This is a genomic window from Pseudomonas sp. AA-38, from assembly GCF_029457475.1.
Classification (GTDB): Bacteria; Pseudomonadota; Gammaproteobacteria; order Pseudomonadales; family Pseudomonadaceae; genus Aquipseudomonas.
The window spans coordinates 4,283,339-4,306,699 of the sequence record NZ_CP120359.1 but is presented as its reverse complement, the minus strand read 5'-3'; the positions used below and the strand labels follow the sequence as shown (position 1 = coordinate 4,306,699).

At 63.9% G+C, this 23,361-nt stretch carries 19 protein-coding genes; 12 read left to right on the top strand and 7 right to left on the bottom strand.

The genetic code is table 11. From position 1 onward, the window contains the following. The first annotated feature begins 42 nt into the window (after window positions 1–42). From PVE35_RS19845 to PVE35_RS19835, 3 genes are read left to right on the top strand one after another with little or no spacing between them, the layout of a single operon-like run. On the top strand, window positions 43–702 hold the full coding sequence (locus PVE35_RS19845; protein WP_277372750.1) for a paraquat-inducible protein A: 660 nt from the start codon (window positions 43–45) through the stop codon (window positions 700–702). Then, entirely contained in the window at window positions 689–1,306 is a 618-nt protein-coding gene (locus PVE35_RS19840; protein ID WP_277372749.1) for a paraquat-inducible protein A, read from the top strand. Before PVE35_RS19845 ends, PVE35_RS19840 begins: the two co-directional genes overlap by 14 nt. After that, window positions 1,299–3,602, top strand: coding sequence for an MlaD family protein (locus tag PVE35_RS19835; protein WP_277372748.1), 2,304 nt, complete (start codon window positions 1,299–1,301; stop codon window positions 3,600–3,602). The genes PVE35_RS19840 and PVE35_RS19835 overlap by 8 nt, the downstream gene beginning before the upstream one ends. A gap of 273 nt (window positions 3,603–3,875) precedes the next feature. On the opposite strand, the gene mksF is transcribed toward PVE35_RS19835, so the two are convergent. The 3 genes from mksF to mksB all read right to left on the bottom strand — a co-directional run bounded on the left by mksF (window position 3,876) and on the right by mksB (window position 8,722). Continuing rightward, window positions 3,876–6,707: an Mks condensin complex protein MksF gene (gene mksF / locus PVE35_RS19830; protein WP_277372747.1), complete on the bottom strand. Its 2,832-nt coding sequence runs from the start codon at window positions 6,705–6,707 to the stop codon at window positions 3,876–3,878. After that, window positions 6,704–7,396 carry an Mks condensin complex protein MksE gene (mksE, locus tag PVE35_RS19825; protein ID WP_277372746.1) on the bottom strand — a complete coding sequence of 231 codons (693 nt, stop codon included), beginning with the start codon at window positions 7,394–7,396 and terminating at the stop codon, window positions 6,704–6,706. Before mksE ends, mksF begins: the two co-directional genes overlap by 4 nt. A gap of 84 nt (window positions 7,397–7,480) precedes the next feature. Continuing rightward, window positions 7,481–8,722: an Mks condensin complex protein MksB gene (gene mksB, locus PVE35_RS19820; RefSeq protein ID WP_013716941.1), complete on the bottom strand. Its 1,242-nt coding sequence runs from the start codon at window positions 8,720–8,722 to the stop codon at window positions 7,481–7,483. 327 nt (window positions 8,723–9,049) lie between these two features. Here mksB and PVE35_RS19815 point away from each other — a divergent pair, with 327 nt between their 5' ends. From PVE35_RS19815 to PVE35_RS19790, 6 genes are all read left to right on the top strand, one after another. Next, the gene (locus PVE35_RS19815; protein ID WP_277374914.1) at window positions 9,050–10,060 is read left to right on the top strand and encodes a DUF6160 family protein; all 1,011 of its coding nucleotides are present in this window, start codon (window positions 9,050–9,052) and stop codon (window positions 10,058–10,060) included. A 2-nt stretch (window positions 10,061–10,062) separates the two neighbouring features. Beyond that, the gene (locus PVE35_RS19810) at window positions 10,063–11,124 is read left to right on the top strand and encodes a hypothetical protein (protein WP_277372745.1); all 1,062 of its coding nucleotides are present in this window, start codon (window positions 10,063–10,065) and stop codon (window positions 11,122–11,124) included. Next, window positions 11,111–11,701 carry a DUF6160 family protein gene (locus PVE35_RS19805; RefSeq protein ID WP_011921069.1) on the top strand — a complete coding sequence of 197 codons (591 nt, stop codon included), beginning with the start codon at window positions 11,111–11,113 and terminating at the stop codon, window positions 11,699–11,701. Before PVE35_RS19810 ends, PVE35_RS19805 begins: the two co-directional genes overlap by 14 nt. 11 nt (window positions 11,702–11,712) lie before the next feature. Next, window positions 11,713–14,040, top strand: coding sequence for a hypothetical protein (locus tag PVE35_RS19800; protein WP_129483878.1), 2,328 nt, complete (start codon window positions 11,713–11,715; stop codon window positions 14,038–14,040). A 239-nt stretch (window positions 14,041–14,279) separates the two neighbouring features. Next, window positions 14,280–15,377, top strand: coding sequence for a carboxynorspermidine decarboxylase (locus PVE35_RS19795; protein WP_277372744.1), 1,098 nt, complete (start codon window positions 14,280–14,282; stop codon window positions 15,375–15,377). Between the two features lie 165 nt (window positions 15,378–15,542). Further along, window positions 15,543–16,787 (top strand): saccharopine dehydrogenase family protein, encoded by a 1,245-nt coding sequence (locus PVE35_RS19790; protein ID WP_277372743.1) that lies wholly within the window; start codon window positions 15,543–15,545, stop codon window positions 16,785–16,787. A gap of 63 nt (window positions 16,788–16,850) precedes the next feature. On the opposite strand, the gene PVE35_RS19785 is transcribed toward PVE35_RS19790, so the two are convergent. Genes PVE35_RS19785 through PVE35_RS19775 form a run of 3 tightly spaced genes read right to left on the bottom strand, consistent with a single transcriptional unit; the run spans window position 16,851 to window position 19,880 of the window. After that, a complete protein-coding gene (locus tag PVE35_RS19785) occupies window positions 16,851–18,152 on the bottom strand; it encodes a citrate:proton symporter (protein ID WP_277372742.1) in 1,302 nt (433 codons plus the stop codon). A 55-nt stretch (window positions 18,153–18,207) separates the two neighbouring features. Further along, the gene (locus tag PVE35_RS19780) at window positions 18,208–18,531 is read right to left on the bottom strand and encodes a hypothetical protein (protein ID WP_277372741.1); all 324 of its coding nucleotides are present in this window, start codon (window positions 18,529–18,531) and stop codon (window positions 18,208–18,210) included. Then, window positions 18,531–19,880, bottom strand: coding sequence for an acyclic terpene utilization AtuA family protein (locus PVE35_RS19775; protein ID WP_277372740.1), 1,350 nt, complete (start codon window positions 19,878–19,880; stop codon window positions 18,531–18,533). Before PVE35_RS19775 ends, PVE35_RS19780 begins: the two co-directional genes overlap by 1 nt. Before the next feature lie 110 nt (window positions 19,881–19,990). On the opposite strand from PVE35_RS19775, the gene PVE35_RS19770 reads away from it, so the two are divergent. The 3 genes from PVE35_RS19770 to rimI are packed head-to-tail and all read left to right on the top strand — an operon-like array spanning window position 19,991 to window position 22,224. Further along, window positions 19,991–20,923: a LysR family transcriptional regulator gene (locus tag PVE35_RS19770; protein ID WP_277372739.1), complete on the top strand. Its 933-nt coding sequence runs from the start codon at window positions 19,991–19,993 to the stop codon at window positions 20,921–20,923. Between the two features lie 25 nt (window positions 20,924–20,948). Beyond that, complete coding sequence (locus tag PVE35_RS19765) at window positions 20,949–21,740, top strand: energy transducer TonB (RefSeq protein WP_277372738.1); 792 nt, start codon at window positions 20,949–20,951, stop codon at window positions 21,738–21,740. Between the two features lie 31 nt (window positions 21,741–21,771). Next, window positions 21,772–22,224: a ribosomal protein S18-alanine N-acetyltransferase gene (rimI, locus tag PVE35_RS19760; protein WP_277372737.1), complete on the top strand. Its 453-nt coding sequence runs from the start codon at window positions 21,772–21,774 to the stop codon at window positions 22,222–22,224. On the opposite strand, the gene rlmF is transcribed toward rimI, so the two are convergent. Beyond that, window positions 22,221–23,222, bottom strand: coding sequence for a 23S rRNA (adenine(1618)-N(6))-methyltransferase RlmF (gene rlmF, locus PVE35_RS19755; protein WP_277372736.1), 1,002 nt, complete (start codon window positions 23,220–23,222; stop codon window positions 22,221–22,223). The genes rimI and rlmF overlap by 4 nt on opposite strands. Between the last annotated feature and the right edge of the window lie 139 nt (window positions 23,223–23,361).

Below are 23,361 nucleotides of genomic sequence, written 5' to 3'. Positions count from 1 at the left end.
CTCGGCACTCGGTTAGAATGAGCCTCCCTGTGCGGAGGCTCCATGGCTGACTCGCCCCCTGACATCCCGCTGTGCTCGCTGCCGGTAAGTGCGCTCGTCGCTTGCCACGAGTGCGATTTGCTGATGCGCAAGCCTGTTCTGCAGGATGGCGAGCGTGCGCAATGTCCGCGTTGTGGCTATGAGCTGTTCAGTCACCGGTTATACGTCGTGCGGCGTAGCCTGGCCTTGGTGCTTACCGCACTGTTGCTGTATATCCCGGCGAACTTCCTGCCGATCATGCAGCTCAATCTGCTGGGGCAGACTTCTCAGGACACGGTCTGGAGTGGCGTGATCGGCCTGTATGAAAGCGGCATGCAGGGAATCGCCGTGGTGGTGTTTCTGTGCAGCATGGCCGTGCCGTTGCTCAAGCTGCTTTGTCAGTTGCTGGTGCTGCTCAGCATCCGTCTGGATCTGTGGCGTAGCTATGGTCTGCTGCTCTATCGCATCTATCACCACTTGCGCGAATGGGGAATGCTCGAGGTCTATCTGATGGGCATTCTGGTTGCCATGGTGAAGCTGAAGGATCTGGCCGATCTGAGTCTCGGCCTGGGTCTGTTCTGCTTCGTCACGTTGTTGCTGGTGCAGGTATGGCTGGAGGTGACGATGTCACCGCAGCAAATCTGGGAAGCCCTGTCGGGGGAGGATAGCCATGCGGGCGATTGATGCCGGTTTGCTGGTTTGTCATGAGTGCCATCAGCTCAACCCCATCGAGCCAGATGTCCAGCATCAGTACTGCAGCCGTTGCGGCGGTCTGGTGCATGCACGCAGACCCAACAGCCTGGTGCATACCTGGGCGCTTCTGCTGACTTCGGCGATTCTCTACATTCCAGCCAACCTGTTGCCGATCATGACGGTGAACAGCCTTGGCAAGGGGGAGCCGTCCACCATCATGAGCGGTGTCGTCGAACTGCTGCACCATGGCATGTTGCCCATCGCCGCTGTGGTGTTCATCGCCAGTATCCTGGTGCCTACCTTCAAGCTGGTGGGCATCGCGCTGTTGCTGTACTCGGTACAGCGTCACCAGCCAATGTCGGCGCGTCAGCGCATCATCATGTATCGCTTCATCGAATGGATCGGGCGCTGGTCGATGCTGGATATCTTCGTCATCGCGATTCTGGTGGCCGTAGTGAATTTTGGCAGCCTCGCCAGTATCGAAGCTGGTGCTGGTGCTGCTGCGTTTGCCAGCGTGGTGATCCTGACCATGCTTGCAGCCCTGACGTTCGACCCCCGCCTCATCTGGGACAATACGGAAACCGAATATGACTGACCTTCCTCTGGCCAAGACGCGTCCTGCCTCGAACTGGTCTGCCATCTGGGTATTGCCGCTGATCGCCTTGCTCATCGGTGGTTGGCTGGCCTGGCGCGCCTACAGTGAGGCGGGTATCGAGGTGGAGCTGGTTTTCGCCAGTGGCGAGGGCATCCAGGCCGGCAAGACCGAGCTGATATACAAGGGCATGGCTGTGGGCAAGGTGACGGACATCAGTCTCGACACCAGTGGCAAGAACCGTGGCGTGGTCGCGAAGCTGGAGGTCAACAAGGATGTCGAGCAGTTCCTGCGCAGCGAGACGCGCTTCTGGCTGGTCAAGCCCAATGTGAGCCTGGCTGGCATCAGTGGCCTGGAAACGCTGGTATCGGGCAACTACATCACCTTCAGCCCAGGGGAAGGTGAGCCTTCGCGCAGCTTCACCGCCCTGGAGCAGGAGCCACCGATGGGCGACGACGTTCCCGGTCTGCACCTGACCCTGAAGGCGGAGCGCCTCGGCTCGCTCAATCGCGACAGTCCGGTGTTCTACAAGCAGATTCAGGTCGGACGGGTGAAGAGCTACAAGCTGGGCGAGGATCAGAGCACTGTCGAGGTGAAGGTATTCATCGCGCCGGAATATGCTCATCTGGTACGCAAACACACGCGGTTCTGGAATGCCAGCGGCATCAGTGTCGACGCCGATCTGTCCGGCTTCAAGCTGCGCAGCGAGTCACTGGCCAGCATCGTTGCTGGCGGCATCGCCTTCGCCACCCCGGAAAACCGCAAGGATAGCCCGCCTACCGATCCCAGTCTGCCGTTCCGCCTTTACCAGGATTACGATGAAGCACAGGCGGGCATCAAGGTGGTCGTGACCTTCAGTGACTTCGAGGGTTTGCAGGAAGGAAGGACGCCGGTGATGTACAAGGGCATCCAGGTGGGGACGCTGAAAACCCTGAAGGTCAATGCTGACCTTACCAGCGCCACCGCCGAGCTGACCATCAACCCCCTGGCCGAAGACTATCTGGTCGAGGGTTCGGACTTCTGGGTGGTCAAGCCCTCCATTTCTCTGGCTGGCATCACCGGGCTGGAGGCTCTGGTCAAGGGCAACTATATCGCCATGCGGCCTGGCGAAAAGGGCGGCACTCCGGCTCGCAAGTTCGTCGCGCGGAGCAAGGCGCCGCCCCTGGATCTCGGCGCACCCGGGCTGCATCTGGTGCTGTTCACCGATCAGCTCGGTTCCATCGAGGTGGGCAGCCCGGTGCTCTATCGGCAGCTCAAGGTGGGCTCGGTGCAGAGCTATCAGCTCGCTCGGGATAACCAGCAGGTGGTGCTGGGCGTACATATCGAGCCGGATTACGTGCACCTGGTGAACACCTCGACCCGCTTCTGGAATGCCAGTGGTATCACGCTCAAGGGCGGGCTGTCGGGAGTCGAGGTAAAGAGCGAATCGCTGCAGACGCTACTGGCCGGCGGCATTGTCTTCGAGACACCTGATCTGAACGCGGCCAGGTCGGATCGGCAGATTCAGCGTTTCGCTCTACACCCGGATCGCGACAGTGCCTTGCAATTGGGTCAGCAGATCAGCATTCGCGTGGCCGATGGCGAGGGCCTGCAACCGGGTACGGCGGTGCGTTACAAGGGCCTGGAGGTGGGCAAGGTGGAGAACCTGAGCCTGACCGACGACTTGCAGGCGGTGATGCTCAACGTGCGCATCACCCAGGCGGCCGAGCAGATAAACCGTGAGGGCACACAGTTCTGGGTGGTGCGGCCGGAGTTGAGCCTGACCCGTGCGGCCAACCTCGGCACCCTGGTCAGCGGCCAATATCTGGAAGTGCAACCGGCACTGCAAAAAGGGCCGCGTCGTACCCAGTTCGTTGCCCTGGACGGCCCGCCGAATCAGGCAGTACGTGAGGAGGGTTTGCGCCTGGTGCTGAGTGCGCCGCGGCGTGGTTCGATCAAGCCGGGGGTGATCGTCAGCTACCGTGAGGTGCCGGTGGGCAAGGTGGTGGATTTCGAGCTGGGGCCGACTTCCGACCGCGTGCTGATCCATATCCTGATTGAGCCACGTTATGCGCCGCTGGTGCGCAGCGGCAGCCGCTTCTGGAATGCCAGCGGCATCGGTGTGGACGCGGGGCTGTTCAAGGGGGTGAAGGTGCGTACCGAATCGCTGGAAGCCTTGATCGAGGGTGGCATCGCCTTCGCCACGCCGGACAATGCTGAGATGGGTGGCCCGGCGCTGCCAGGTCAGACCTTCGCCTTGTTCGACGAGCCGGGACAGGGCTGGCTGGATTGGGCACCGAAGATCGTGCTGGAGCAGTAAGACCGTCATAGAAACGAAAGGGGCCGCAGTGACAGACTGTGTGAAAACTACTGCGCTCGGTCATGCTACGTTAAAAAACGACTCAAAATGCTCATTTACAACTCGTAAACTGCGCTTTTTCGCCGTTTTTTGCCTTGCTTGACCTTCGCTCGCTACGTTTTCACACGGTCTGAGTGAGCGGCCCCTTTCATTTGGGCGGCTATAAAAGCTCGCGGCTGAAGCCCCTCCTACAGTTGCATCCTGCACCGTGGGAGGGGCTTCAGCCGCGACGAGTCAGACGGGCTCGGTGACTTCTTCCTGCTGCGGTGCCTGTGCCTTGGCGTTCTCGCGCGGCTTGATGAACTTCCAGTCCGCCTCGTCGATGTAGATGCCGTTGGGGCCGCTGCCGCCTTCCAGGTCGATGGCCACGTGGGCCGAGACCTGCGGCTTTACCGAGGCCAGGATCGGCACGAAGCCGAGCTGCAGGCTGGTTTCGATCAGCGCCTGCTGGTTGCGTTCGTCGATGTCCGCCGCCTCGTCGAGGTAGTAGGGCAGGCGCACGCGCCCGGCCTGCTCGCGATCCATCAGGTGCAGCAGCAGGTACATGTTGGTCAGCGCCTTGATGGTCATGGTGGTGCCGTTGGAGGCGGCCCCGTCGATGTCCGTGTGAATGATCGGCTGGCCGTGCACCTTGGTGATCTCGAAGGCCAGCTCGAACAGATCCTTCAGGCCCAGCTGGTTGCCGTTGGCGGCCACCAGGCGCGACAGGTAGTCCTTGGCCTCCTCGTTCTTGGCGTCCTGATCGGCCGACTGCGACAGGTCGAACACCGACAAGGTCTCGCCTTCTTCGTACTGGCCTGCGCTGTGGATGATCTGGTCGATGTGGCGTAGGGCTTCCTTGTTCGGCGCCAGGACGATGCGGAAGCTCTGCAGGTTGGAGACCTGGCGCTTGTTGATCTCGCGGTTGAACAGCGCCAGTTGGTGCTCGAGGTTGTCGTAGTCGCTGCGGATGTTGCGCAGGGTACGGGCGATGTCGGTCACCGCCGCACGGCGCGCCTTGGCCAGGGTGAGGGCTTCGTCCTGGCGGTGGGCGTAGGCGTTGACCAGCAGTTGCAGGCGACGTTCGACGTCGTCCTCGCTATCGAACTTGGCTACACCCTTGAGGCGTACCTGGGCATAGAGCGCTTCGATCTGGCCGTCGATGCGTTGCAGGGCCTGCCAGGTGTCCTGGTAGTCATTGAGCAGCGGCAGCAGGTTGTCCAGCGAGTCGTCCACCGGCTCCATGAACGGCGTGCCGAAGGGCAGGTCGGACGGCAACAACTGGCGGCGACGCAGGGCATCTTCCAGAGTGCGTTCCTTGGCTTCCAGATCGGCCAGTTGACGGCCGACCAGTTGCAGCTTGGCGGAGAGTTGCTGCACACGCTCGGCGAAGGCATCGCTGGCACGCTTGAGTTCATCCTGGGCGCCTTCCAGTTCGGCCAGGCGTTCCAGCTTCTGCGGCTCTTCGGCAGCCAGGGTCTGGCTCTTGCGGAAGTCTTCCAGGGCTTTCTGCGCATCCAGCACGGCCTGGTACAGCGTCTCGGCCTGGGCCTTGCTGGCAGCGCGGTCGGCGGCCACCGACTGCTGGGTCTTGAGCTGCTTGAGCTCGCGCTCCAGACGATCCTTTTGATCACGCAGGGCGGCGCGGTCGGCCAGTGCCTGCAGCGCCGGGGGCTCGATATGGCTGAGGTCGATGGACAGGCCCGGCACGGCGAAGGTGTCGCCCTTGAAGCGATCCAGCACCGCTTCGACCGCCTTGACCCAGTCGTCACCCTCGGCCTGGATGCCTTTCTCACCCAGCGGCAGGCTGAACAACTGCCCGTTGAACAGGCGCATCAGACGGTCGACGTCCTGCTGGCTGAATTCCTCGCGCAGGCGCGAGTAGCTGTTGTTGTCGGCGTGATCGAGCTGCTGCTTGACCGACTTGAGGCGTTTTTCCAGGTCGCGCAGGCGCTCGTCCAGGTCTTCGCTGGAGAACTGCCGCGACTGCGCCAGGGCGCCGGCCAGTTCGTCGTGGGCGTCCTTGGCGGCGAGCAGTTGCTCTTCCAGCACTTTGGCATCGTTGACCAGGGCGAAGCGGTTCTTCAGCACGGAAAGCTCGCCCAGCCAGCGCTGGATCTCGCTGATCTCGCGCTCCAGGCGCATCAGCTCGGCCGTGCCGCCGCGCTGCTCGTTCTGCAGGCCGTCCTGCTCGTTGCGATAGTGCTCGGCCTGGATCACCAGCTCTTCCTTGCGCGCATCGGCGTAGTCGTGCCAGGTGCCCAGCAGGTTGTCGAGCAGCGGCGAGAGGCGATGCAGCTTGCCGCGCAGCACTTCGCGCTGGGCCACGCCCGAGGCCAGCGCCTCGATCAAGGGGCCGGCGGTGACCAGCGCCTGGTAGTCCTGCTCCATGCGGCGCACATCGCGAAACGCCTCTTCCGTCGCGGCGATATAGTCGACGCTGCCCGAGCGCAGGCTGTGCTCGAAGGCATCGAGGAATAGCTGCTTGAGCTTGGCCGCGGTGATCTCGCGCATGTGCAGCAGGTTGATGAACAGCGCGCGGAAGGTCTTCAGACTCTGTTCGCTGGTCGAACGCAGCGGGATCAGGGTCAGGTCCAGCGGGATGCTGGTGTGGCCGCCGACCAGCAGGCGACGCAGTTCGTCGGGCTTGAGTTCGTAGGCGGTGATGCCGGCCTGGCCAAGGTTCTTGAACAGTTCGCGCTGGCGCAGGCAGGTGCCGTTCTGCTGGTAGTGCTCCAGGTCCAGCTCGCCGGCGTAGGCGAAGAACTGGTGGCCGAAGCCGCCACCCGGGCCGCGACCGGCCACGCCGATCACCTGCGGGCCATGGGGCAGGGCGACTTCGACGAGGATGTAGCTGGTGTCGCTGGCGAAGTAGAACTTGCGCGAGGCTTCCAGGCTGTACTTGCCGAAGCTCATGTCCGACATGCGCGCCAGGATGGGGAACTGCAGGGCGTTGATCGAGGCGGACTTGCCCAGGTTGTTGGCGCCGTAGACCGACAGCGGGTTTTCCAACGGGAACAGGCCGAGGCTGTAGCCGGCGGTGTTCAGCAGGGCGAAGCGGCGGATGCCGTAGCGTTCCTGGCTCATGCGTCCATCTCCTGTGCGGCGCGTTCTTCGGCCATGGCGCGGGCCAGGGCGTCTTCCTCGGATTCTTCGATATCGATGGCAGCGGTCGCGTCGGCGTCGCCGTCATCGTCCAGCAGCACCGGCGCCGGCAGCGGCAGGTCGCTGCTGTGCAGGCTGGCGGCCAGGTCGCGGTCGTGCTGCACCGACAGGCAGACGTCTAGGAAACGGTGCATCGGCGGCAGGAAGCGGTATACGCCGTTGCTGTCCTCGGCGAAGCCGAGCTGGGTGAGGCGGCGGATGATCTTGTCCTCCAGCTCCTCGAAGGTGGTGACTTCGGCCTGCAGGAACAGGTCGCGGTATTTCTCCAGCAGCGCCGGCAGCTCGTCACGGCCGATGCTGCCGCCGTCGAGCACGGAGAGCGGGTCGCGGCCCTGGTCGGCCAGATGTTCGACCAGGATGAAGGTGAACAGCGCCAGGCGCTGGGCGGTCTTGTTCACCTGCGGCGCCACCTGCTCGGGGACGAAGTAGTAGAAACCGCGCGGGTCGCACACCAGCTCGAAGCCGAGGGCGCGGAACAACGCGCGGTACTGGTCCTGCATGCTGGACAGCTGGGCGTAGCACTCCGGCTCGCTGCGGGAGATGTGGTAGCCCTTGAACAGGTCGCGGAAGGCGGCCGCGAGCTGGGTCATTTCTTTCAGATCGATGTTCATACGCAATGCTCACGGGCAGTCGTAGGGTGCGCTGTGCGCACCATGTCGTCGGTTGCGGTGCGCACAGCGCACCCTACGGGCAGCTCAGCCATTGGGCTGGCCTACCAGGGCAAAGGAGGCAAGGCTGACCTCATGGTCGCGGGTCAGGTACTGGCGACGCTCCAGGCGTTCACGCTGGAAGCGCGACTCGCGCGACAGGCGAGAGAACCAGTAGAGCAGCTCGTCGGTGGCGCCTTCCGGCTCCTGTTCCAGCAGCCAGGCCATCAGGTCCGGCAGCGGCAGGGCCTGTTCGCAGCGCTCGATCATCTCCCGCGCGGTCTTCGGCGCCTTGGGCGCGCCACCCTTGCGGCTGCCGCTGGCCTTGGGGAAGTGCGCCGGCTTGGCTTCGAAGCGCGCCAGGGCATAGACGTAGGCCTCGACCTGGCTGGCTGAACCGAGGAAGTTGCTCTGCGGCCGGGTGAACAGCGGCATAGCCGCCTGCGGCACGGCGTCGATGCCCTTCTTGCGGATCACCGACAGCGCCAGTGCGGCGCCACGGGTCACGGCGTTGTGTCGGCGCGCTTCCTCGCGCAGCGGCAGCAGCAGTTCGCGGGCCTTGCGCAGGGTCAACTGGGCGGTGGTCTGCATTTCCAGGATGCGCGCGTGGGTGCGCAGCAGCAGGTCGTCGTCGACCAGTTGGCCGAGGCGCTGCTGGTCGCCGAGCAGGCGCAGCAGCACCTGTTCGACGCGGCGCACGCCTTGCTCGAAGGCGCCGTCGGCGGCGACCAGCTGGATCATTGGCTCGACGTATTCGTCCCAGGTGGCCAGCACCTCGGCGTAGCGCTGGCGCAGGGGAATCTGCCGGTCGCTGGTCTTGGCCCGGTCGGCCACGCCGACCAGCGCCTGTTCGTCGTTGGCCAGTTTCTTCAGCACGTCGCGCACGCGCATATCGAGCAGGCGCAGTTGGCGCGCCAGGTCGTTGGCGTCACGCACTTCGAAGGCGTCCTGGATATAGCCGGCGAGACGCTCCAGATGGCGTAAATAGGCTTCGATCTCCAGACACAGGCCGAGGCGGTGCTCGCGGCGCAGATAGGCCAGGAAGTCGTGGATCTGCGCGTTGAGCTCGAAGCGGTTGGGGCTCTTGGCCACCGGCACCAGGATGTCCAGGCGAATCCAGGTGTCGAGCAGGGCGGTGGTGTCGCTGGGCGTGGCGTCGGGCAACTGCGTGGCGAGCTGGCTGCGCAGCTCCACCAGGCTCAGGGTGCCGGCGTCGAAGCGCTCACAGAGCGGTTCGAGCAACGTCCAGTGTTCGGCGAGGGCGCGCAAAACGCGCTTGGGATCGATCATCGAGGCGCCGGGTTCCAGGCAAGTCAAAAGGAGAGATTGTACTGCAAGCTGGATGCCTGTTTTGAGTCCCAATCGATCAGAGGCGGGCAAGTCGACAGACGAGCTGGCGAGACGAGGTTTGCCGGTTCTTTTCTGGTATGGACGAAACGGTGTTACGTCGTTGTGGCGGCTGGTAACACCCGCCTCGCGTCGATGAGCGGGATGGCGGCGTTGTAGTGGCACTTTCTCGACTATGGGTCGGGCCGCTCTGGCGCTGCTGTCCTTATAGTGGCCACAAGGACTCGAGTCGGAATGCTCGACAGCCATTACAAGAAAAGGGGTTTTGCCATGCGCCAGTCCGTTCGTTTCGCCAAACATGCTCTGGCACTCGTCTGCGCCGCGGCCCTGAGCGGTCCGGCCCAGGCCAAGATGGTCGAGCTGGAGGACGGAGAGCTGTCGGATATCACCGGTCAGGCCTTCATCAACCTGACCACCGACACGGCCGGACAGATCAATTACACCCGGGTCAACTTTGGACTCAAGGTCGACACCCAGCTCAATATCAAGAAGCTGGAGCTGGGTAGCTACGCACGGGCTGGTGAGACTCGCCCCTCGGACATTCTGATTAACAACTTCGCCTTGGGTACGGTCGGTGCCAACGACAGCATCAACCCGTTTCAGATTGTCGACCCTTATCTGGAACTGGCTTATGAGGGCAATCAGGTCGTAGGCGTGCGCATCGGCTTCGGCCAAGCCAAGGGCGTGTTATCTGGTGACATCTCCCATCTGACTGGCAAGATCGCAGTGGACCTGGAAGGTAAGGCCAAGCCGCTGCTCGACGAAGCTAATTTCTTTCAGCGTCTGCTGCTCGGCGCGACGGTGAACGAGAACTCCACCATCCGCTCCGAGGCAGAGCTGGTCAGCAATGGGACGCCTGATTCAGTGCGCGCCAGTCAGGCCGGGCTGAAAGACGGCTCGGTCGTACAGTGTGTGGCCAACTGCAACCTGCTTGGGGGACTGCTTACCGCTTTCCCCTCGCAGGGTTGTCAGATCATCGGCATTGCAACCTGCTTCAACCTCAGTCAGTTCCAATCCCTGAACATCGGTAACGTAAGCGCTCCCGGTATGGATCAAGCCGCCAAGGGCGTTTTCATCTCGCTGCAAGTCAAAGACTTGCAGTGGCGCGATATGGATACCTCTGCGCTGATCAATACCGTCGCGGGTGCTTTTCTCAATATCCCCAAGTACCGCGATGCCAATGGCAACCTGGTGGCGGGTATCAAGTTCGATTTCGATCAGGCGCTCAACGGCATTCCGCGTCAGGATACCTGCCTGGGTAGCGCCATCTCGGGGTGCTGAGCATGATCAGTCGTTGTCTTTCGCTGATGATATTCGCAGGGCTTGGCGTCTCCGCTCAGGCCATGGAGCCCCTGAGCGAGGCCGAGCTGTCCGACGTGCAGGGCGCAGGCCTGGGTTTCGTGCTCGATCAGGTGCTGCTCGATGGCTCCGGCGCGCAGATCGTGATCAACGACATTACCGACGGCCAGGGGCGCAACGTGCCGATCTCGGTGAAAAACCTCTACCTCGGCGCTGCCGGCAGCAACAAGGGCAGCAACCTGAGTCCGGTGACCATCGGCAGCCTCGATCATCCCTTCGAGCTGGAACTGGCCAAGGGCGAGGAACTGCGCAGCCTGCGCGACGACGGGCAGTGGGTACAGACCACCCCGAACAACATCACCGTACTGTCGTTCAAGTTTCCCGAGCGGCTGGTCGCTGGTGGCAATCCCTGCATCGATGGTTATGCGGCGGCAGGCTCCAATTGCTCGACTTCCGCCAGCGGGCGCGCCGATCTGGGTGTGCGCTTCGATTTCCAGGTGGCAGCCGGGCGTACCGAGATGCTGGCGCTGGACTTCCACCAGCTGGTGATGGACGGCTCCTATCTGCGTCTGTGGGGCGACCCCGGGCAGAACGGCAACGGCGAGTTGGTCGGCGAGGCGCGCATCAACATCTTCGCCAAGACCCTGGAAGTGATGTCCTGCGCCCAGGCCAACTGCAATACCGCGGGCGAGACGGCCGCCCAGCGCGGCGCGCGCACCCTATACATCACCAACGGCTACGCCAATATCGCCCTGGGCTACGGCAAGTCGCAGCCGCTGCGCCTGCGCTCCAGCGCCGACGGTCAGTTCGTCCTGGAACTGCAGAATCCAACGGCGGGCGGCACCACGGCGGCGCAGCGCCAGGCCCTGGCCAGTGATTTCTATGCCAACGCGGCGCGTACCAATCTGGTATTCGAGAACCTGACGGTCGGGGGTACGCGCAGCAGCCCGACCGCCATTCCCACCGGCGGCTACAACTTCGGTCGCAACGAGATTTCCGGACTGAGCTTCAACTACCTGAAGGTGAGCAGCTATGACCTGCGCTAGAACGGCTGGAGTTCTGCTATCGCTGTTGCCGGCGCTGGCCCTGGCGGAAATGCAGGCGCTGGACGACAGCGCTCTCAGCGAGATGAGCGGGCAGGGCGGGGTCTATCTGTCCGGCGAGTTCAGCATCAACAAGGACGGTGGTGTGCTCTGGGGCACGCCCACCACCAACAATCCGGCGCAGTGGACGGCCAACCAGCGCAGCTGCGCCCTGGCCGGCGCAGCCACGCCGGAGAGCTGCGGCCTGCGCGTGGCGATACGTTCCGGCGCCAATGCCGGCTGGTACGTGCTGGACAACCTCAAGGGCATCTTCAGCTTCGAGGGCCTGACCCTGGATACCCGCACCCTCACCAGCGCCGGCGGCGAACGCGAGGTGCTGGCGCTGGGGTTGCCCAACGAGATCCGTTTCAAGGACGGCAACTTCGCCTTCGGCGTGGCCAGTCAGGGCGGCTGGAAGAACAAGGCGCTGAGCGCCGCCAATGGCGGCGACCCGAGCTACCAGCAGACCAATATCTTCTCGGCCAAGATCGACGGCAGCATCCGCATGCAGGGCAGTGTGCTGATCTTCCCGACCAATTGAGGAGCCGGATCATGCAGCGTTATGGATGGCTCTCGGCGTTTCTTCTCGGCAGCTCACCGGTCTGGGCCATGCAGGCACTGGATGATCACAGCCTGGCCAGCGTCAGTGGCCGCGGTGGCATCAGCCTCGAAACAGCCGGTGGTGGCTGGTCGGCGGAAAGCCTGGAATACCGCGAGGACGGTCATAGCCTGCGAATCGAGGGCGTTTCCAGCCGCCCGCAGCAGCCGGGCAGCGTGTCCACCACCAAGATCGACGTGATCGACGATCGTCTGCATGTCGAGCATCAGGGGCGACCGAATCAACTGGCGGTGAACAACATAGGTTTCGCCGGCAGCGACAAGAGCTTCGGCGCCTTCCGCGCCTTCTATACCCTGGGCGCCAGCCTCAAACTCAGCGGTGGCGGCGCCGATGGCGTGGCTGGTTTCAGCGTCGATGGCAGCCGCCTGAGCCTGGACGCGGTGACCTTCTATTACCGCGACAACGGCTTCGATCTGATCGTGCGCAACGCCTCCTTCGATGCCTACCTGAACAATGCCTATCTGGATATCGTCAGCGGCGGCAACGGCTCGGCGGTGCGCCTCGATCTGGGCGACACGCGCTTCGTCGCGCATGTCGGCGGTATCGGGCTGGACCTGGCGCACGGCGATCCCGTGGCCGGTGTTGCGGTAACGCCCGGCGCGCCGGATCCACGGCACCCCGATCACGCGCGCAGTTTCGGCCAGCTGGATATGGATCTGCGCCTCGGCGGCAGCATCCGCATCGCCGGTGGCGGTGCCAGTGGCGAGGGCGTGCGCCTGATCCCGCAGATCACCATTGCCAACAGCCTGTTCCAGTACGAGGACGATGGCGTGCTGCGCGCCGAGAACTTCGCCGGCGTGCTCAGCAGCCAGAACGGCATCACCCTCGACCTGGGCGAGGACGGCAGCGGCCGCTACGCCCAGCTGGCCTTCCAGGATCTGAAACTCAACGCCAGCCTCGGCGGGCTGATCATCGGTAACCCCAGCAATCAGAAGATCGGCAGTCTGGCGCTGGACCTCAACTTCCAGGACCAGGGCGCGCGGCAGAACTGGTTCAGACTGCGCCCCGGCGGCGATCCCAATTCCGGGCTCAAGGGCATCACTGCGGACGTATCGTGGAACATGGTCAGCAGTTCGGTCTCGCTCACCGATAACGGCAACAGCATGTGGTTCAGCGGCCTGCGCACCCATGGCAGTGGCCAGCTCAGCGTTGATCTGACCAGGAGCTGCGCCGGCGGCATCAGCACCGGCTGTTATGCCGGCAGTCTCAACACCCAGCCGGGCAGCGGCGGTTACGACGGCCATTTCGACGGCCTGCGCCTGGGCCTCAAGAATCTTAACGGCAGCTACAGCTTCGACGGCCTGCGCGTCGGCAGCGCCGATGCCCCGCTGCAGGGCGGCACCGAATTGCTGGTATTGCTGGAGATTTTTCCGGCCTACGATTTCACCCTCAACGGTCAGCTCACCCTGCGCCCGGGTGGCGCCAGCGGCGATGGGGTGCGTTACAACGCCGATTTCGTGGTCAGCGATGCCAATGCGGCAATCACCGTCGACGAGGGCGGCAAGGGCCTGTGGCTGGCCGGCACCCGTTACGACATGCATTTTCGCGACGGCTCGCTGGACGTGACGCAAAACGGCGTGCAGCTGAGCAAGGGCACCTACTGGTCCACCCTGGATGTGCACGATGTACGCTGGGGTGATCGCAGTACAGGGCAGAGCCTGGGCCGCATCGTGCTGCGTCGCTACGAGCAGGGCTCCACGCTGAGTCTCAGCTCCGGTGGTGCAGGCGCGTTGTGCGTCGGTGGCAGCGGTAGCAACGCCGCGGCCTGCTCGGCCAGCGGCGGGCGCTGGGAGGATCGTGGCAACGAAGGGCTGACGGCGGGGCTGAAGAACGTTTTCGTGCGTGATACCTCGGGCAATCCCGCCAGCAGCGTGTCCACCAGCGAGAAGCGCAACCAGCTGATCATCGAGACGGACCGGGTGAACGGCGTCAACGGCAGCGGCGCGCAACTGGTGGTGGACAACTTCCACACCTCGGACGCCAATCCGACCGATGCTAATGCCAACAGCTACGGCGTGCGCGTCGACCTCAACCTCGACGTGGCACCGACCAGGGTCTGCGACAAGGGCGCCAGCGGCTGCCCGCCGGTGTCGCCTGACCCGCTGGGCTTCGCCGTCAACGGGCGGGTGCACTTCAAGGAGATCAATATCGACCGCATCCAGAACGTGCACCCCACGGGCGGCGCGGTCACTTCCATGTACGGCATCAAGCTGCAGAATGCCGATATCCGCGCCAACCTGACCGCCACGCCGATCAACTAGGGGCGGCGGTCACGCTGCTGTCATCGCCGAGCCGTACGGTGCGCCATGCGCACCGATGTCTCACAGGTCGCCGGTGCGCACGGCGCACCCTGCTTCGTTGCCGAAGCAACCGGTAATCGCCGGTTGTACAAAAAATCTCCAATGCCCTTTCGATATTCATCGGTTATCGGCACAATTCGCGTCCACTTTTTTCCGGGGGCCACAAGGCACCCCTTGGCCGACCTTGCTGGAGCGACGAGATGATCCAGACGCCGTACTACCTCATCGACAAACAGAAGCTCCTGGTCAACCTGGAGAAGATCGCCTATGTGCGCGAGAACTCGGGCGCCAAGGCGCTGCTGGCGCTGAAATGCTTCGCCACCTGGTCGGTGTTCGACCTGATGCAGCAATATATGGACGGCACGACCTCATCGTCCCTCTATGAGTTGAAGCTCGGCCGGCAGAAGTTCGCCGGCGAAACCCACGCCTACAGCGTGGCCTGGGCCGACGACGAGATCGAAGAGATGGTCGCCAACTGCGACAAGATCATCTTCAACTCCATCGGCCAGCTCGAACGCTTCGCCGAGCGGACCGAAGGCACCATCCGCGGCCTGCGCGTCAACCCGCAGGTGAGCAGCTCCGACTACCTGCTGGCCGACCCGGCGCGTCCGTTCAGCCGCCTCGGCGAGTGGGACCCGGAAAAGATCGCCAAGGTCATGGGGCAGATTTCCGGCTTCATGTTCCACAACAACTGCGAGAACGGCAGCTTCGAGCTGTTCGACAAGATGCTGAGCACCATCGAGGAGCGCTTCGGCCACCTGATCGCCCAGGTCGAGTGGGTCAGCCTCGGCGGTGGCATCCATTTCACCGGCGAGGGCTATCCGCTCGATGCCTTCTGCGCGCGCCTGAAAGCCTTCTCGGAAAAATACGGCGTGCAGGTGTACCTGGAGCCGGGCGAAGCGGCGATCACCCTCAGCGCCTCGCTGGAAGTGACCGTGCTCGACACCCTGTACAACGGCAAGAACCTGGCGGTGGTCGACAGCTCCATCGAAGCGCACATGCTCGACCTCCTGATCTATCGCCTCAACGCCAAGATGGCGCCGAACGACGGCGAACACAGCTACATGGTGTGCGGCAAGAGCTGCCTGGCCGGCGATATCTTCGGCGAGTACCAGTTCGACAAGCCGCTCAAGATCGGTGATCGCCTGTCGTTCATCGACGCTGCCGGTTACACCATGGTCAAGAAGAACTGGTTCAATGGCCTGAAAATGCCGTCCATCGTGGTCAAGCAACTCGATGGTAGCGTTGAAGTGGTTCGCCAGTTCGAGTTCGACGACTACCTGTCGAGCCTGTCCTGACATTGTTGCGGTGGGCTGAAGCGGAACGCCGCCAGGCCCACCCTACGGGGCTGACGCGGAATGCCGCCCGACCCACCTACGGGTCATGTAGGGTGGGCTTCAGCCCACCACCCAAAATACGCATCAAAACGCTTTCAACAACGCAGTTCTCTGGAGGTGAAACAATTGAAGAAGAATGTTCTGATCATTGGAGCAGGAGGTGTTGCCAAGGTGGTGGCCCATAAGTGCGCGCAACACAATGACGAGTTAGGTCGCATTGCAATTGCGTCGCGCAACATCTCCAAATGCCAGGCCATCATCGACAGCGTGCAGGCAAAGGGCGGCCTCAAGCAGCCCGGCGAGATCAAGGCCTATGCGCTGAACGCCCTGGACGTGGAAGCGACCAAGGCACTGATCCGCGAAACCGAATCGCAGATCGTCATCAACGTCGGCTCGGCGTTCCTCAACATGTCCGTGCTGCGCGCCTGTATCGACACCGGCGTCGCCTATCTGGACACCGCCATCCACGAAGATCCGAGCAAGATCTGTGAAACCCCGCCGTGGTACGGCAACTACGAGTGGAAGCACCTGGCCGAATGCCAGGAAAAGGGCGTGACCGCCATCCTCGGCGTCGGCTTCGACCCGGGCGTAGTCAACTCCTATGCCGCTCTGGCGCAACAACAGTACTTCGACAAGATCGAGTCGATCGACATCCTCGACGTCAACGCCGGTTCGCACGGCAAGTACTTCGCCACCAATTTCGACCCGGAAATCAATTTCCGCGAATTCACCGGCACGGTCTACAGCTGGCAGAACAGCCAGTGGGTAAGTAACCGCATGTTCGAAGTCAAACGCACCGACGATCTGCCGGTGGTGGGCGAACAGAACCTGTACCTGACCGGCCATGACGAGGTGCACTCGCTGTCCAAGCACCTCGACGTACCGAACGTCCGCTTCTGGATGAGCTTCGGCGACCATTACATCAATGTCTTCACCGTACTGAAGAACCTCGGCCTGCTCTCCGAGCAGCCGGTCAAGACTGCCGAGGGTCTGGAAGTGGTGCCCCTTAAAGTGGTCAAGGCCGTGCTGCCGGATCCCGCCTCGCTGGCGCCGGGTTACACCGGCAAGACCTGCATCGGTGATCTGGTCAAGGGCACCAAGGATGGCCAGCCGCGCGAGCTGTTCATCTACAACGTGGCCGATCACGAAGAAGCCTTCGCCGAGACCGACAGCCAGGGTATTTCCTACACCGCTGGCGTACCGCCGGTTGCTGCTGCCCTACTGGTCGCGCGTGGTGAGTGGGATGCCAAGCGCATGGTCAACGTCGAAGAGCTGCCGGCCGAGCCGTTCCTCAAGCTGCTCGATGTGATGGGCCTGCCCACCCGCATCAAGGACGAGCACGGTGATCGTCTGTGGGATCAGCCTGCCTGATTCGCCCCGCAGCATTAAAAAAGGATCGCCTCGGCGATCCTTTTTTCGTTGCAGTGTCTGACCTCAGACCGTGACCACGCCGAACAACACGGCCGCAGCCAGCATCACCAGGCTGATGCCCCAGGCCCATAGCACGGTGTAGCGGATGTGCTTGTACAGCTCGACACCGGCCAGGCCGATGGCCAGGTATACGCTCGGCACCACCGGGCTGACGCCGAAGCCGGTGTTCTCGCCGATCAGCATGGCCTTGGCCACCGCCGCCGGGTCGACGCCCGCCGCTACGGCGACATCGCGGATCACCGGCAGCAGGGCGAAGTAGTAGGCGTCCGGCGAGAACAGCATGCCCAGCGGCACGCCGAAGGCGCCGATGATCACATGCAGCCAACTTGCCGAGCCCTCCGGCAGCACGTTGATCATCCAGTGCGCCATGCCCTCGGACATCCCCGCACCCGAGAGCACGCCGAGCAGGATGCCGGCGGCGAGCATCACCAGGGCCATCTGCAGGGCATCGCTGGCATGGCGCATCAGCGCTGCATTCTGTTCGTTCAGGCTGGGATAGTTGAGCACAAGAGCCAGGCCCAGGCCGACCATGAAGCAGGCGAACAGCGGGAAGGCGCCGGTGAACAGGCAGGCGAGAATGGCCAGGGTGAGCCCCAGGTTGCCCCAGTAGCGCCAGGTGCGCGGGCTGAGCTGGGTCGTGTCGTCGTTGGCCGAGGTTGTCGCTGCGTGCTCGCTGATGTCGCCAATGCCGGCCAGGCTGCGCTGTGCGCGGCGGCCGAGAAACACTGCCAGGCCCATCACCATCGCCAGGCCGATCAGTTGAATCGGGATCAGCGAGATCCATAGCTGCGAGGCGTCGATGCCGGTCACGGCCGAGGCGCGTGCGGTGGTGCCGCCCCAGGGCACCATGTTCATTACCCCGGCACTGAGCACCACCAGGCACAGCAGCATTTCCCGTTTCATGCCCAGACGCAGGTACAGCGGTAGCAGGGCAGGAATCACCAGCAGGAAGGTGGCGGCGCCGATGCCGTCCAGGTGGGTGACCGCCGTTACCGCAACCGTCACCACCGCCACTGCCAGCGGCTTGCCGCCGGTGCTGCGCAGCAGGAAGTTGACCAGCGGGGCGAACAGGCCGCGCTCGCGCATGATGCCGAAGTAAAGGATGGCGAAAATGAACAGCGTTGCCGTCGGGGCCACGGACTTCAGCCCCTCGGTGATGAACTTGCCGATTTCGGCCGGGGTGAACCCGGCCAGCGCACAAGCAATGACCGGCAGCAGGGTGAAGGCGACCAGCGGGGTGATACGTCGCATCAGGATCAGGGCGACGATGACGAACATCAGGGTAAAGCCGAGGGCAGTGATCATGCCGGTGTCTCCGGTTTTATTGTTGTTGGAGTCGAGGTGAGCGGGGAAGGGCGAATCAGCCTGGCGGCGGCAGCCTCAGGTCGAGCAGCAGATAGCTCAGGCTCTTGCCGTGCCGGTCGATGCCGGGGCTGGCGTTGACGCCGCCTTCCAGGGCGTCGTCGACGACGAAGTTGAGGCCGCCCAGGTTGGGCAGCTCGTAACGCCGCACCTGGCCGATGCGCCGATGCGCCAGGCAGGCGGCGACGCGCTCGGCGGTGAGTTCGGCGGCCAGCCAGGGGTAATGCGCGGCGTCATAGGCGAATACCGCGACGCTCAGGGTGTTGCCCTTGTCGCCCGCGCGGGCGTGGGCGTAGTCGCACAGCAGCACTTTGGCACTCATCAGAACCACTCCACATGTTGTTGAACCCGGTCGCGCTCGATGAGAAAGCTCGCCGTGGACAGCGATTCGCTCAGGTAACGGCGCACGCCGCCACCGCCGGCCGGGCCGTTGGTGTAGAGCGATTCGGCGTCGAGCAGCAGGCGTTCGAGCAGCGCCTTGTCGCGGTCGATGAAGCTGATGCGCAGGCGCACGTCCTGCGCCTCCTGCGCCTGTGCCAGGCGTGCGTCCAGCCACTGGCCTGCGCGGTCGTTGAACAGGCTGGCGACGCCGATCAGGTCGACCCAGGGCGTCAGTTGTGGCGCCAGGCGGGCGCTGCGTTGCAGCAGGATGTCGCGGGCCAGGGCGGCGCGGGCCAGGGCTCCGGGGCCAGCGTAGGAGATTTCCGCCTCGGCGAACCATTTGCCACGCAGGCCCACCAGCCCCTTTAGGCGCGCCGGGCGTGGATGGCCGCGCATGCCTTCGACCGCGACCAGATCGGTGCTCACCTGGTGCACGCGTACCTGGCTCAGGTCGAGGGTCACGTCCGGGGTCAGGTAGGCCGCCGGGTCGTGGACTTCATAGAGCAGTTGCTCCTTGACCGTCTGCTCGGTGACGCATCCGCCGGTGCCTGCGGCCTTGCCGATGATGATCTGCCCATCGGCAGTCACCGTGGCGATGGGGCAGCCAGGGTTGGCCGGATCCGGCACGTCCTTGAGGCCCGGATGGGCGAAGTAGCCGCCCGTGACCTGGGTGCAGCATTCGAGCAGATGGCCAACGGTGGTGGCCAGCGCCAGGCGATCCCAGTCATCGGCCTGCCAGCCGAAGGCATGGCACAGAGGGCCGACTGCCAGGCTGGGGTCGGCGACGCGGCCGCAGAGCACGATATCGGCGCCTTCGTTCAGCGCCTGGGTGATGCCCTCGGCACCGCTGTAGACGTTGACCGACACCACCTCGCCATCCAGGCATTCCGGTAGCCAGTGTTGCAGGTCGATGTCGCTGGCCAGCAGATCGTCGCCCAATACGCAGGCGATACGTGCTGCCGCGTGGCGCGTGCCCTGCAGGTGCTGGCGCAGGCGTCGGGCGGCGGCTGCCGGGTTGGCCGCGCCGCCGTTGCTGATGATCGGGATGCCGGCGTCCAGGCAGATTTCCAGTACCGGTTCGAGAAACTCGAACAGGCGCGCGGCGTAGCCGCTGTCGGCATCGTGCAGGCGGCGCAGTTGCGCCTCGGCCAGGGTGCGCTCGGCGAGCAGCTCGAAGAACAGGAAGCGCTGCCCGTTGCGACCTGCCAGGTCGTTGGCCAGCGCCAGAGCGGCATCGGGGCGGTCGTTGGCAAAGCCAGCGCCACAGCCGATATGCACGGTTTTTGTCATGGTCGAGCCCGTTGGCAATTCGGTAGGGCACCATCCTGAGCGGGCTGGATTAAGTTGTGAATTAGAAATGTGGTATCAATTGATAAGATATTTTTATAAGAGGTGGCGCCGTGGACGTCAGCTTTCGTCAATTGCAGGCCTTCGTGCTGATCGCCGAACACCGTAGTTTCAGCCGCGCCGCCGAGCGCATTCACCTGTCGCAGCCGGCGCTCAGCTACAGTCTGCGCAAGCTGGAGGACGCCCTCGGGCTCGCCTTGCTGGCGCGCAATACGCGCAGCGTGGAGCTGACCGAGGCCGGGCTGCGCTTTCTCGAACAGGCAAGGCTGCTGCTGCGCGACATGGACAACGCCGTGCACGATGCGCGTGAACAGTTGCATTTGGAGAGTGGTTCGCTGCGCATCGCCGTGCTGCCCTCGGTGGCCATCGACCCGCTGCCGCGGGTGCTGCAGGAGTATCGGCGGCGTTATCCCGGCATCGACATCAGCCTGAGCGACGGCCGTGCCGGGGAGATCCGCCAGTGGGTCAGCGCCGCCGAGGTGGATTTCGCCATCACCTCGACGGTGGACGATCTCGGCGCGCTGGATTTCCAGCCGCTGTACGACGACAGCCTGGTATTGCTGGTGCGCGGCCATGAGCGTCTGCGCGGCAAGGCGTTGCTCGCTGCGCTGCGCGAGCAGGACTACATCGCCACGACACGTGACACCAGCCTGCGCGGCATGGCCGATGCAACGTTGCAGCGCATGGGGCTGCTGCGTGAACCAGCGTGGGAGGTGGCGTACATGAGCAGCGCCGCTGCATTGGCTCGCGCGGGGTTGGGGTTCGCATTGTTGCCGGCCAGTGTCGCCGACACCTTCAACAGCGACGGCAGCCTCACCGTGCAGGTGCTGAGCGAGGCGCCAGCGCGGAGCATCGGCCTGCTGCAGCGCAAGCCGTGCTATCTGAGCCCACCGGCGCAGGCCTTCGTCGCCCTGTTGCGCCAGCAGACGGGCACCGCTCAGGGGCTATCCGCCACCGCCGATTCACGCGACAATCGCCCCCTCTGAAATGACTGCACGGGATACTTCTGCTTTGAACGCCGAGCTGCGCCGCCGCGCCTACCTCGATGCCATGCAGGTGACCACCTGGCTGCCGCGTACCGTGCTGCCCTTTGCCGCGCCATCGCGCGCCGAACTGCTCGCCCCACCCTCGGCCGAAGCGCCGCAGGAGGTGGCAGTCGAGTCTGTGGTGAAGGTTGCCGAGGCGGTGCGAGAGGTACCCGCCGAGCGGCCGAAGATCGAGGTGCCACGCCCGGGCGCCCAGCCACGTCAGGTGGCTGTCGAAACGCCAGCGGCAGAGCCGGAAGCGGCCGAGGAAAAACCGGCTCGCGTCAGCGTGCCGCCGCCGCGTTTCTCCCTGCAGTTGCTGCGTGCCGGCGACTGCGCCCTGCTGGTGGAGCTGCCCACTGGCGAACCTTTCCAGAGCCGCGACCCGGCCTATATCCTGCTCAAGGATCTGCTGCGCGCCGCCGGCCTGCCAGACAGCCCGCAACTGCTTGGCGAGCCGGTGCGCTGGCCGCTGCTGGTGCGCGGCCAGATGGATCAGGGCCCGGAGGCGGCGCTTGAGTTCGTGCAGAGCTTCGTCGCCGCACGTCTGGAGGAGCAGCCCAGCGCCTGCCTGTGGCTGGTCGGGCTGCCGGCCATCCGTTTCGCTGGCGAGGGCGACGAGCACAGCTACAACCGCGAACTGCAGGTCGAAGGCCTCGGCGCCTGCTGGGCCTTGCCGGGTCTGGAGTTGCTGATGGACGAGCCCGCGCGCAAGCGCGAGCTGTGGCAGGCGATGCGGCGAATCCGTCAGCGCTGGCTGGCTCCCGCTCACTCCTGAGAATACTGTCCTTGCGCCTGAGTGACGCCCAATGAGCGATGCGATTTCCTTCCGCCCGATGACCGAGGCGGATCTCGATGCCGTGCTGAAGATCGAATATGCCGCCTTCAGTCACCCCTGGACCCGTGGCATCTTCAGCGATGCGCTGAAGTCCTATGACTGCTGGCTGATGTTCGAGGGTGGACAGCAGGTCGGCCATGGCGTGATCAACCTGATTCTCGACGAAGCGCACCTGCTCAATATCACCGTCAAGCCGGAGAGCCAGGGGCGCGGGCTCGGCCTGCGTCTGCTCGAACACCTGATGCAGGAGGCCTGTAAGTTGGGTGGTCGTGAATGCTTCCTCGAAGTACGCGCGAGCAACCAGACGGCCTATCGGCTGTACGAGCGTTTCGGTTTCAACGAAGTGGGCCGCCGTCGTGACTACTACCCGGCCGTGGGTGGGCGCGAAGATGCGCTGGTGATGGCCTGTACCTTGATCGACTAGCTCCAGCGCTCCCTGCGCCAGGCGCCGCGCGCCTCGCCGTCCTTGAAGGTCCAGGCTACCAGGCGGCTCTGCTTCTGCCCCTGGGACATGCCGAGGATGCGCACCTCGACCGCGCCGGCCCGAGTCAGCCAGCCTTGCAGCAGCTCGACGTTGCTGACCTTCGACACCAGGCTGCTGAACCATAGTACCTGCCCGGCCACCTGTGTGCTCTCGCTGGCCATGCGTTTGAGAAAGCCGGCCTCACCACCTGGGCACCATAGCTCGGCTGCCTGACCACCAAAGTTGAGCACCGGCAGCTTGCGCTTGGGGTCGAGCTTGCCGAGATTGCGCCATTTGCGCGTGCTGCCGCTGCTGGCTTCGGCGGCGCTGGTATGGAAGGGCGGGTTGCACAGGGTCAGCTCGAAATACTCCTCGCTGCGCAAAAGACCGACGAAGATCTGCTCGGCATTGGCCTGCTGACGCAGTTCGATGGCGCCGCTCAGTTGCGGGTTGCCCTCGACGATGGCGCGCGCCGAGTCCAGGGCGGCGGCTGCGATATCGGCACCGAGGAAATGCCAGGCGTATTCGCAATGGCCGATCAACGGGTAGATGCAATTGGCGCCGACGCCGATATCCAGCGCGCGGATGCGCTCGCCACGGGGAATCAGCCCATCATTGTCGCTCGCCAGCAGGTCGGCGAGGTTGTGCAGGTAGTCGGCACGGCCGGGAATCGGTGGGCACAGATAGCCCTCGGGAATATCCCAGTGTTGGATGCCGTAGTACTGGCGCAGCAGGGCGCGGTTGAACACCTTGACCGCCGCCGGGTCGGCGAAGTCGATGCTCGGCTTGCCGTAGGGATTGGTGATGACGAAGTCGCCCAGTTCGGGGCTGACCTCGATCAGCGCGGGAAAGTCGTAGTGCCCCTTGTGGCGATTGCGTGGGTGCAGCTCGCCCTTGGCCGGCGCCGTCTTCACGGCAGCGGGGGTGGGCTTGCGGGGGCGCTTCGGTGATTGCGGCATGCTGGTCATCTGGTCTGGCGGGCGCGGGATTTTCCCATGCTTTGCCCGCAAACCGTAGCCCGGCGAAGAAGCACGTGATCTGTGCTCTGGTTAACGGAATTTCGCAAATGCCATAAAACAGCGGGGCTTGCGTTGACTC

Bases quoted from the DNA above. Each gene is read 5' to 3' on its own strand.
- PVE35_RS19835 (WP_277372748.1), top strand. From the start codon at position 1,299: ATGACTGACCTTCCTCTGGCCAAGACGCGTCCTGCCTCGAACTGGTCT.
- PVE35_RS19785 (WP_277372742.1), bottom strand. From the start codon at position 18,152: ATGATCACTGCCCTCGGCTTTACCCTGATGTTCGTCATCGTCGCCCTG.
- PVE35_RS19845 (WP_277372750.1), top strand. From the start codon at position 43: ATGGCTGACTCGCCCCCTGACATCCCGCTGTGCTCGCTGCCGGTAAGT.
- PVE35_RS19815 (WP_277374914.1), top strand. From the start codon at position 9,050: ATGCGCCAGTCCGTTCGTTTCGCCAAACATGCTCTGGCACTCGTCTGC.
- PVE35_RS19840 (WP_277372749.1), top strand. From the start codon at position 689: ATGCGGGCGATTGATGCCGGTTTGCTGGTTTGTCATGAGTGCCATCAG.
- mksB (WP_013716941.1), bottom strand. From the start codon at position 8,722: ATGATCGATCCCAAGCGCGTTTTGCGCGCCCTCGCCGAACACTGGACG.
- PVE35_RS19795 (WP_277372744.1), top strand. From the start codon at position 14,280: ATGATCCAGACGCCGTACTACCTCATCGACAAACAGAAGCTCCTGGTC.
- PVE35_RS19805 (WP_011921069.1), top strand. From the start codon at position 11,111: ATGACCTGCGCTAGAACGGCTGGAGTTCTGCTATCGCTGTTGCCGGCG.
- PVE35_RS19810 (WP_277372745.1), top strand. From the start codon at position 10,063: ATGATCAGTCGTTGTCTTTCGCTGATGATATTCGCAGGGCTTGGCGTC.
- rimI (WP_277372737.1), top strand. From the start codon at position 21,772: ATGAGCGATGCGATTTCCTTCCGCCCGATGACCGAGGCGGATCTCGAT.
- PVE35_RS19800 (WP_129483878.1), top strand. From the start codon at position 11,713: ATGCAGCGTTATGGATGGCTCTCGGCGTTTCTTCTCGGCAGCTCACCG.
- mksF (WP_277372747.1), bottom strand. From the start codon at position 6,707: ATGAGCCAGGAACGCTACGGCATCCGCCGCTTCGCCCTGCTGAACACC.
- rlmF (WP_277372736.1), bottom strand. From the start codon at position 23,222: ATGCCGCAATCACCGAAGCGCCCCCGCAAGCCCACCCCCGCTGCCGTG.
- PVE35_RS19775 (WP_277372740.1), bottom strand. From the start codon at position 19,880: ATGACAAAAACCGTGCATATCGGCTGTGGCGCTGGCTTTGCCAACGAC.
- mksE (WP_277372746.1), bottom strand. From the start codon at position 7,396: ATGAACATCGATCTGAAAGAAATGACCCAGCTCGCGGCCGCCTTCCGC.
- PVE35_RS19780 (WP_277372741.1), bottom strand. From the start codon at position 18,531: ATGAGTGCCAAAGTGCTGCTGTGCGACTACGCCCACGCCCGCGCGGGC.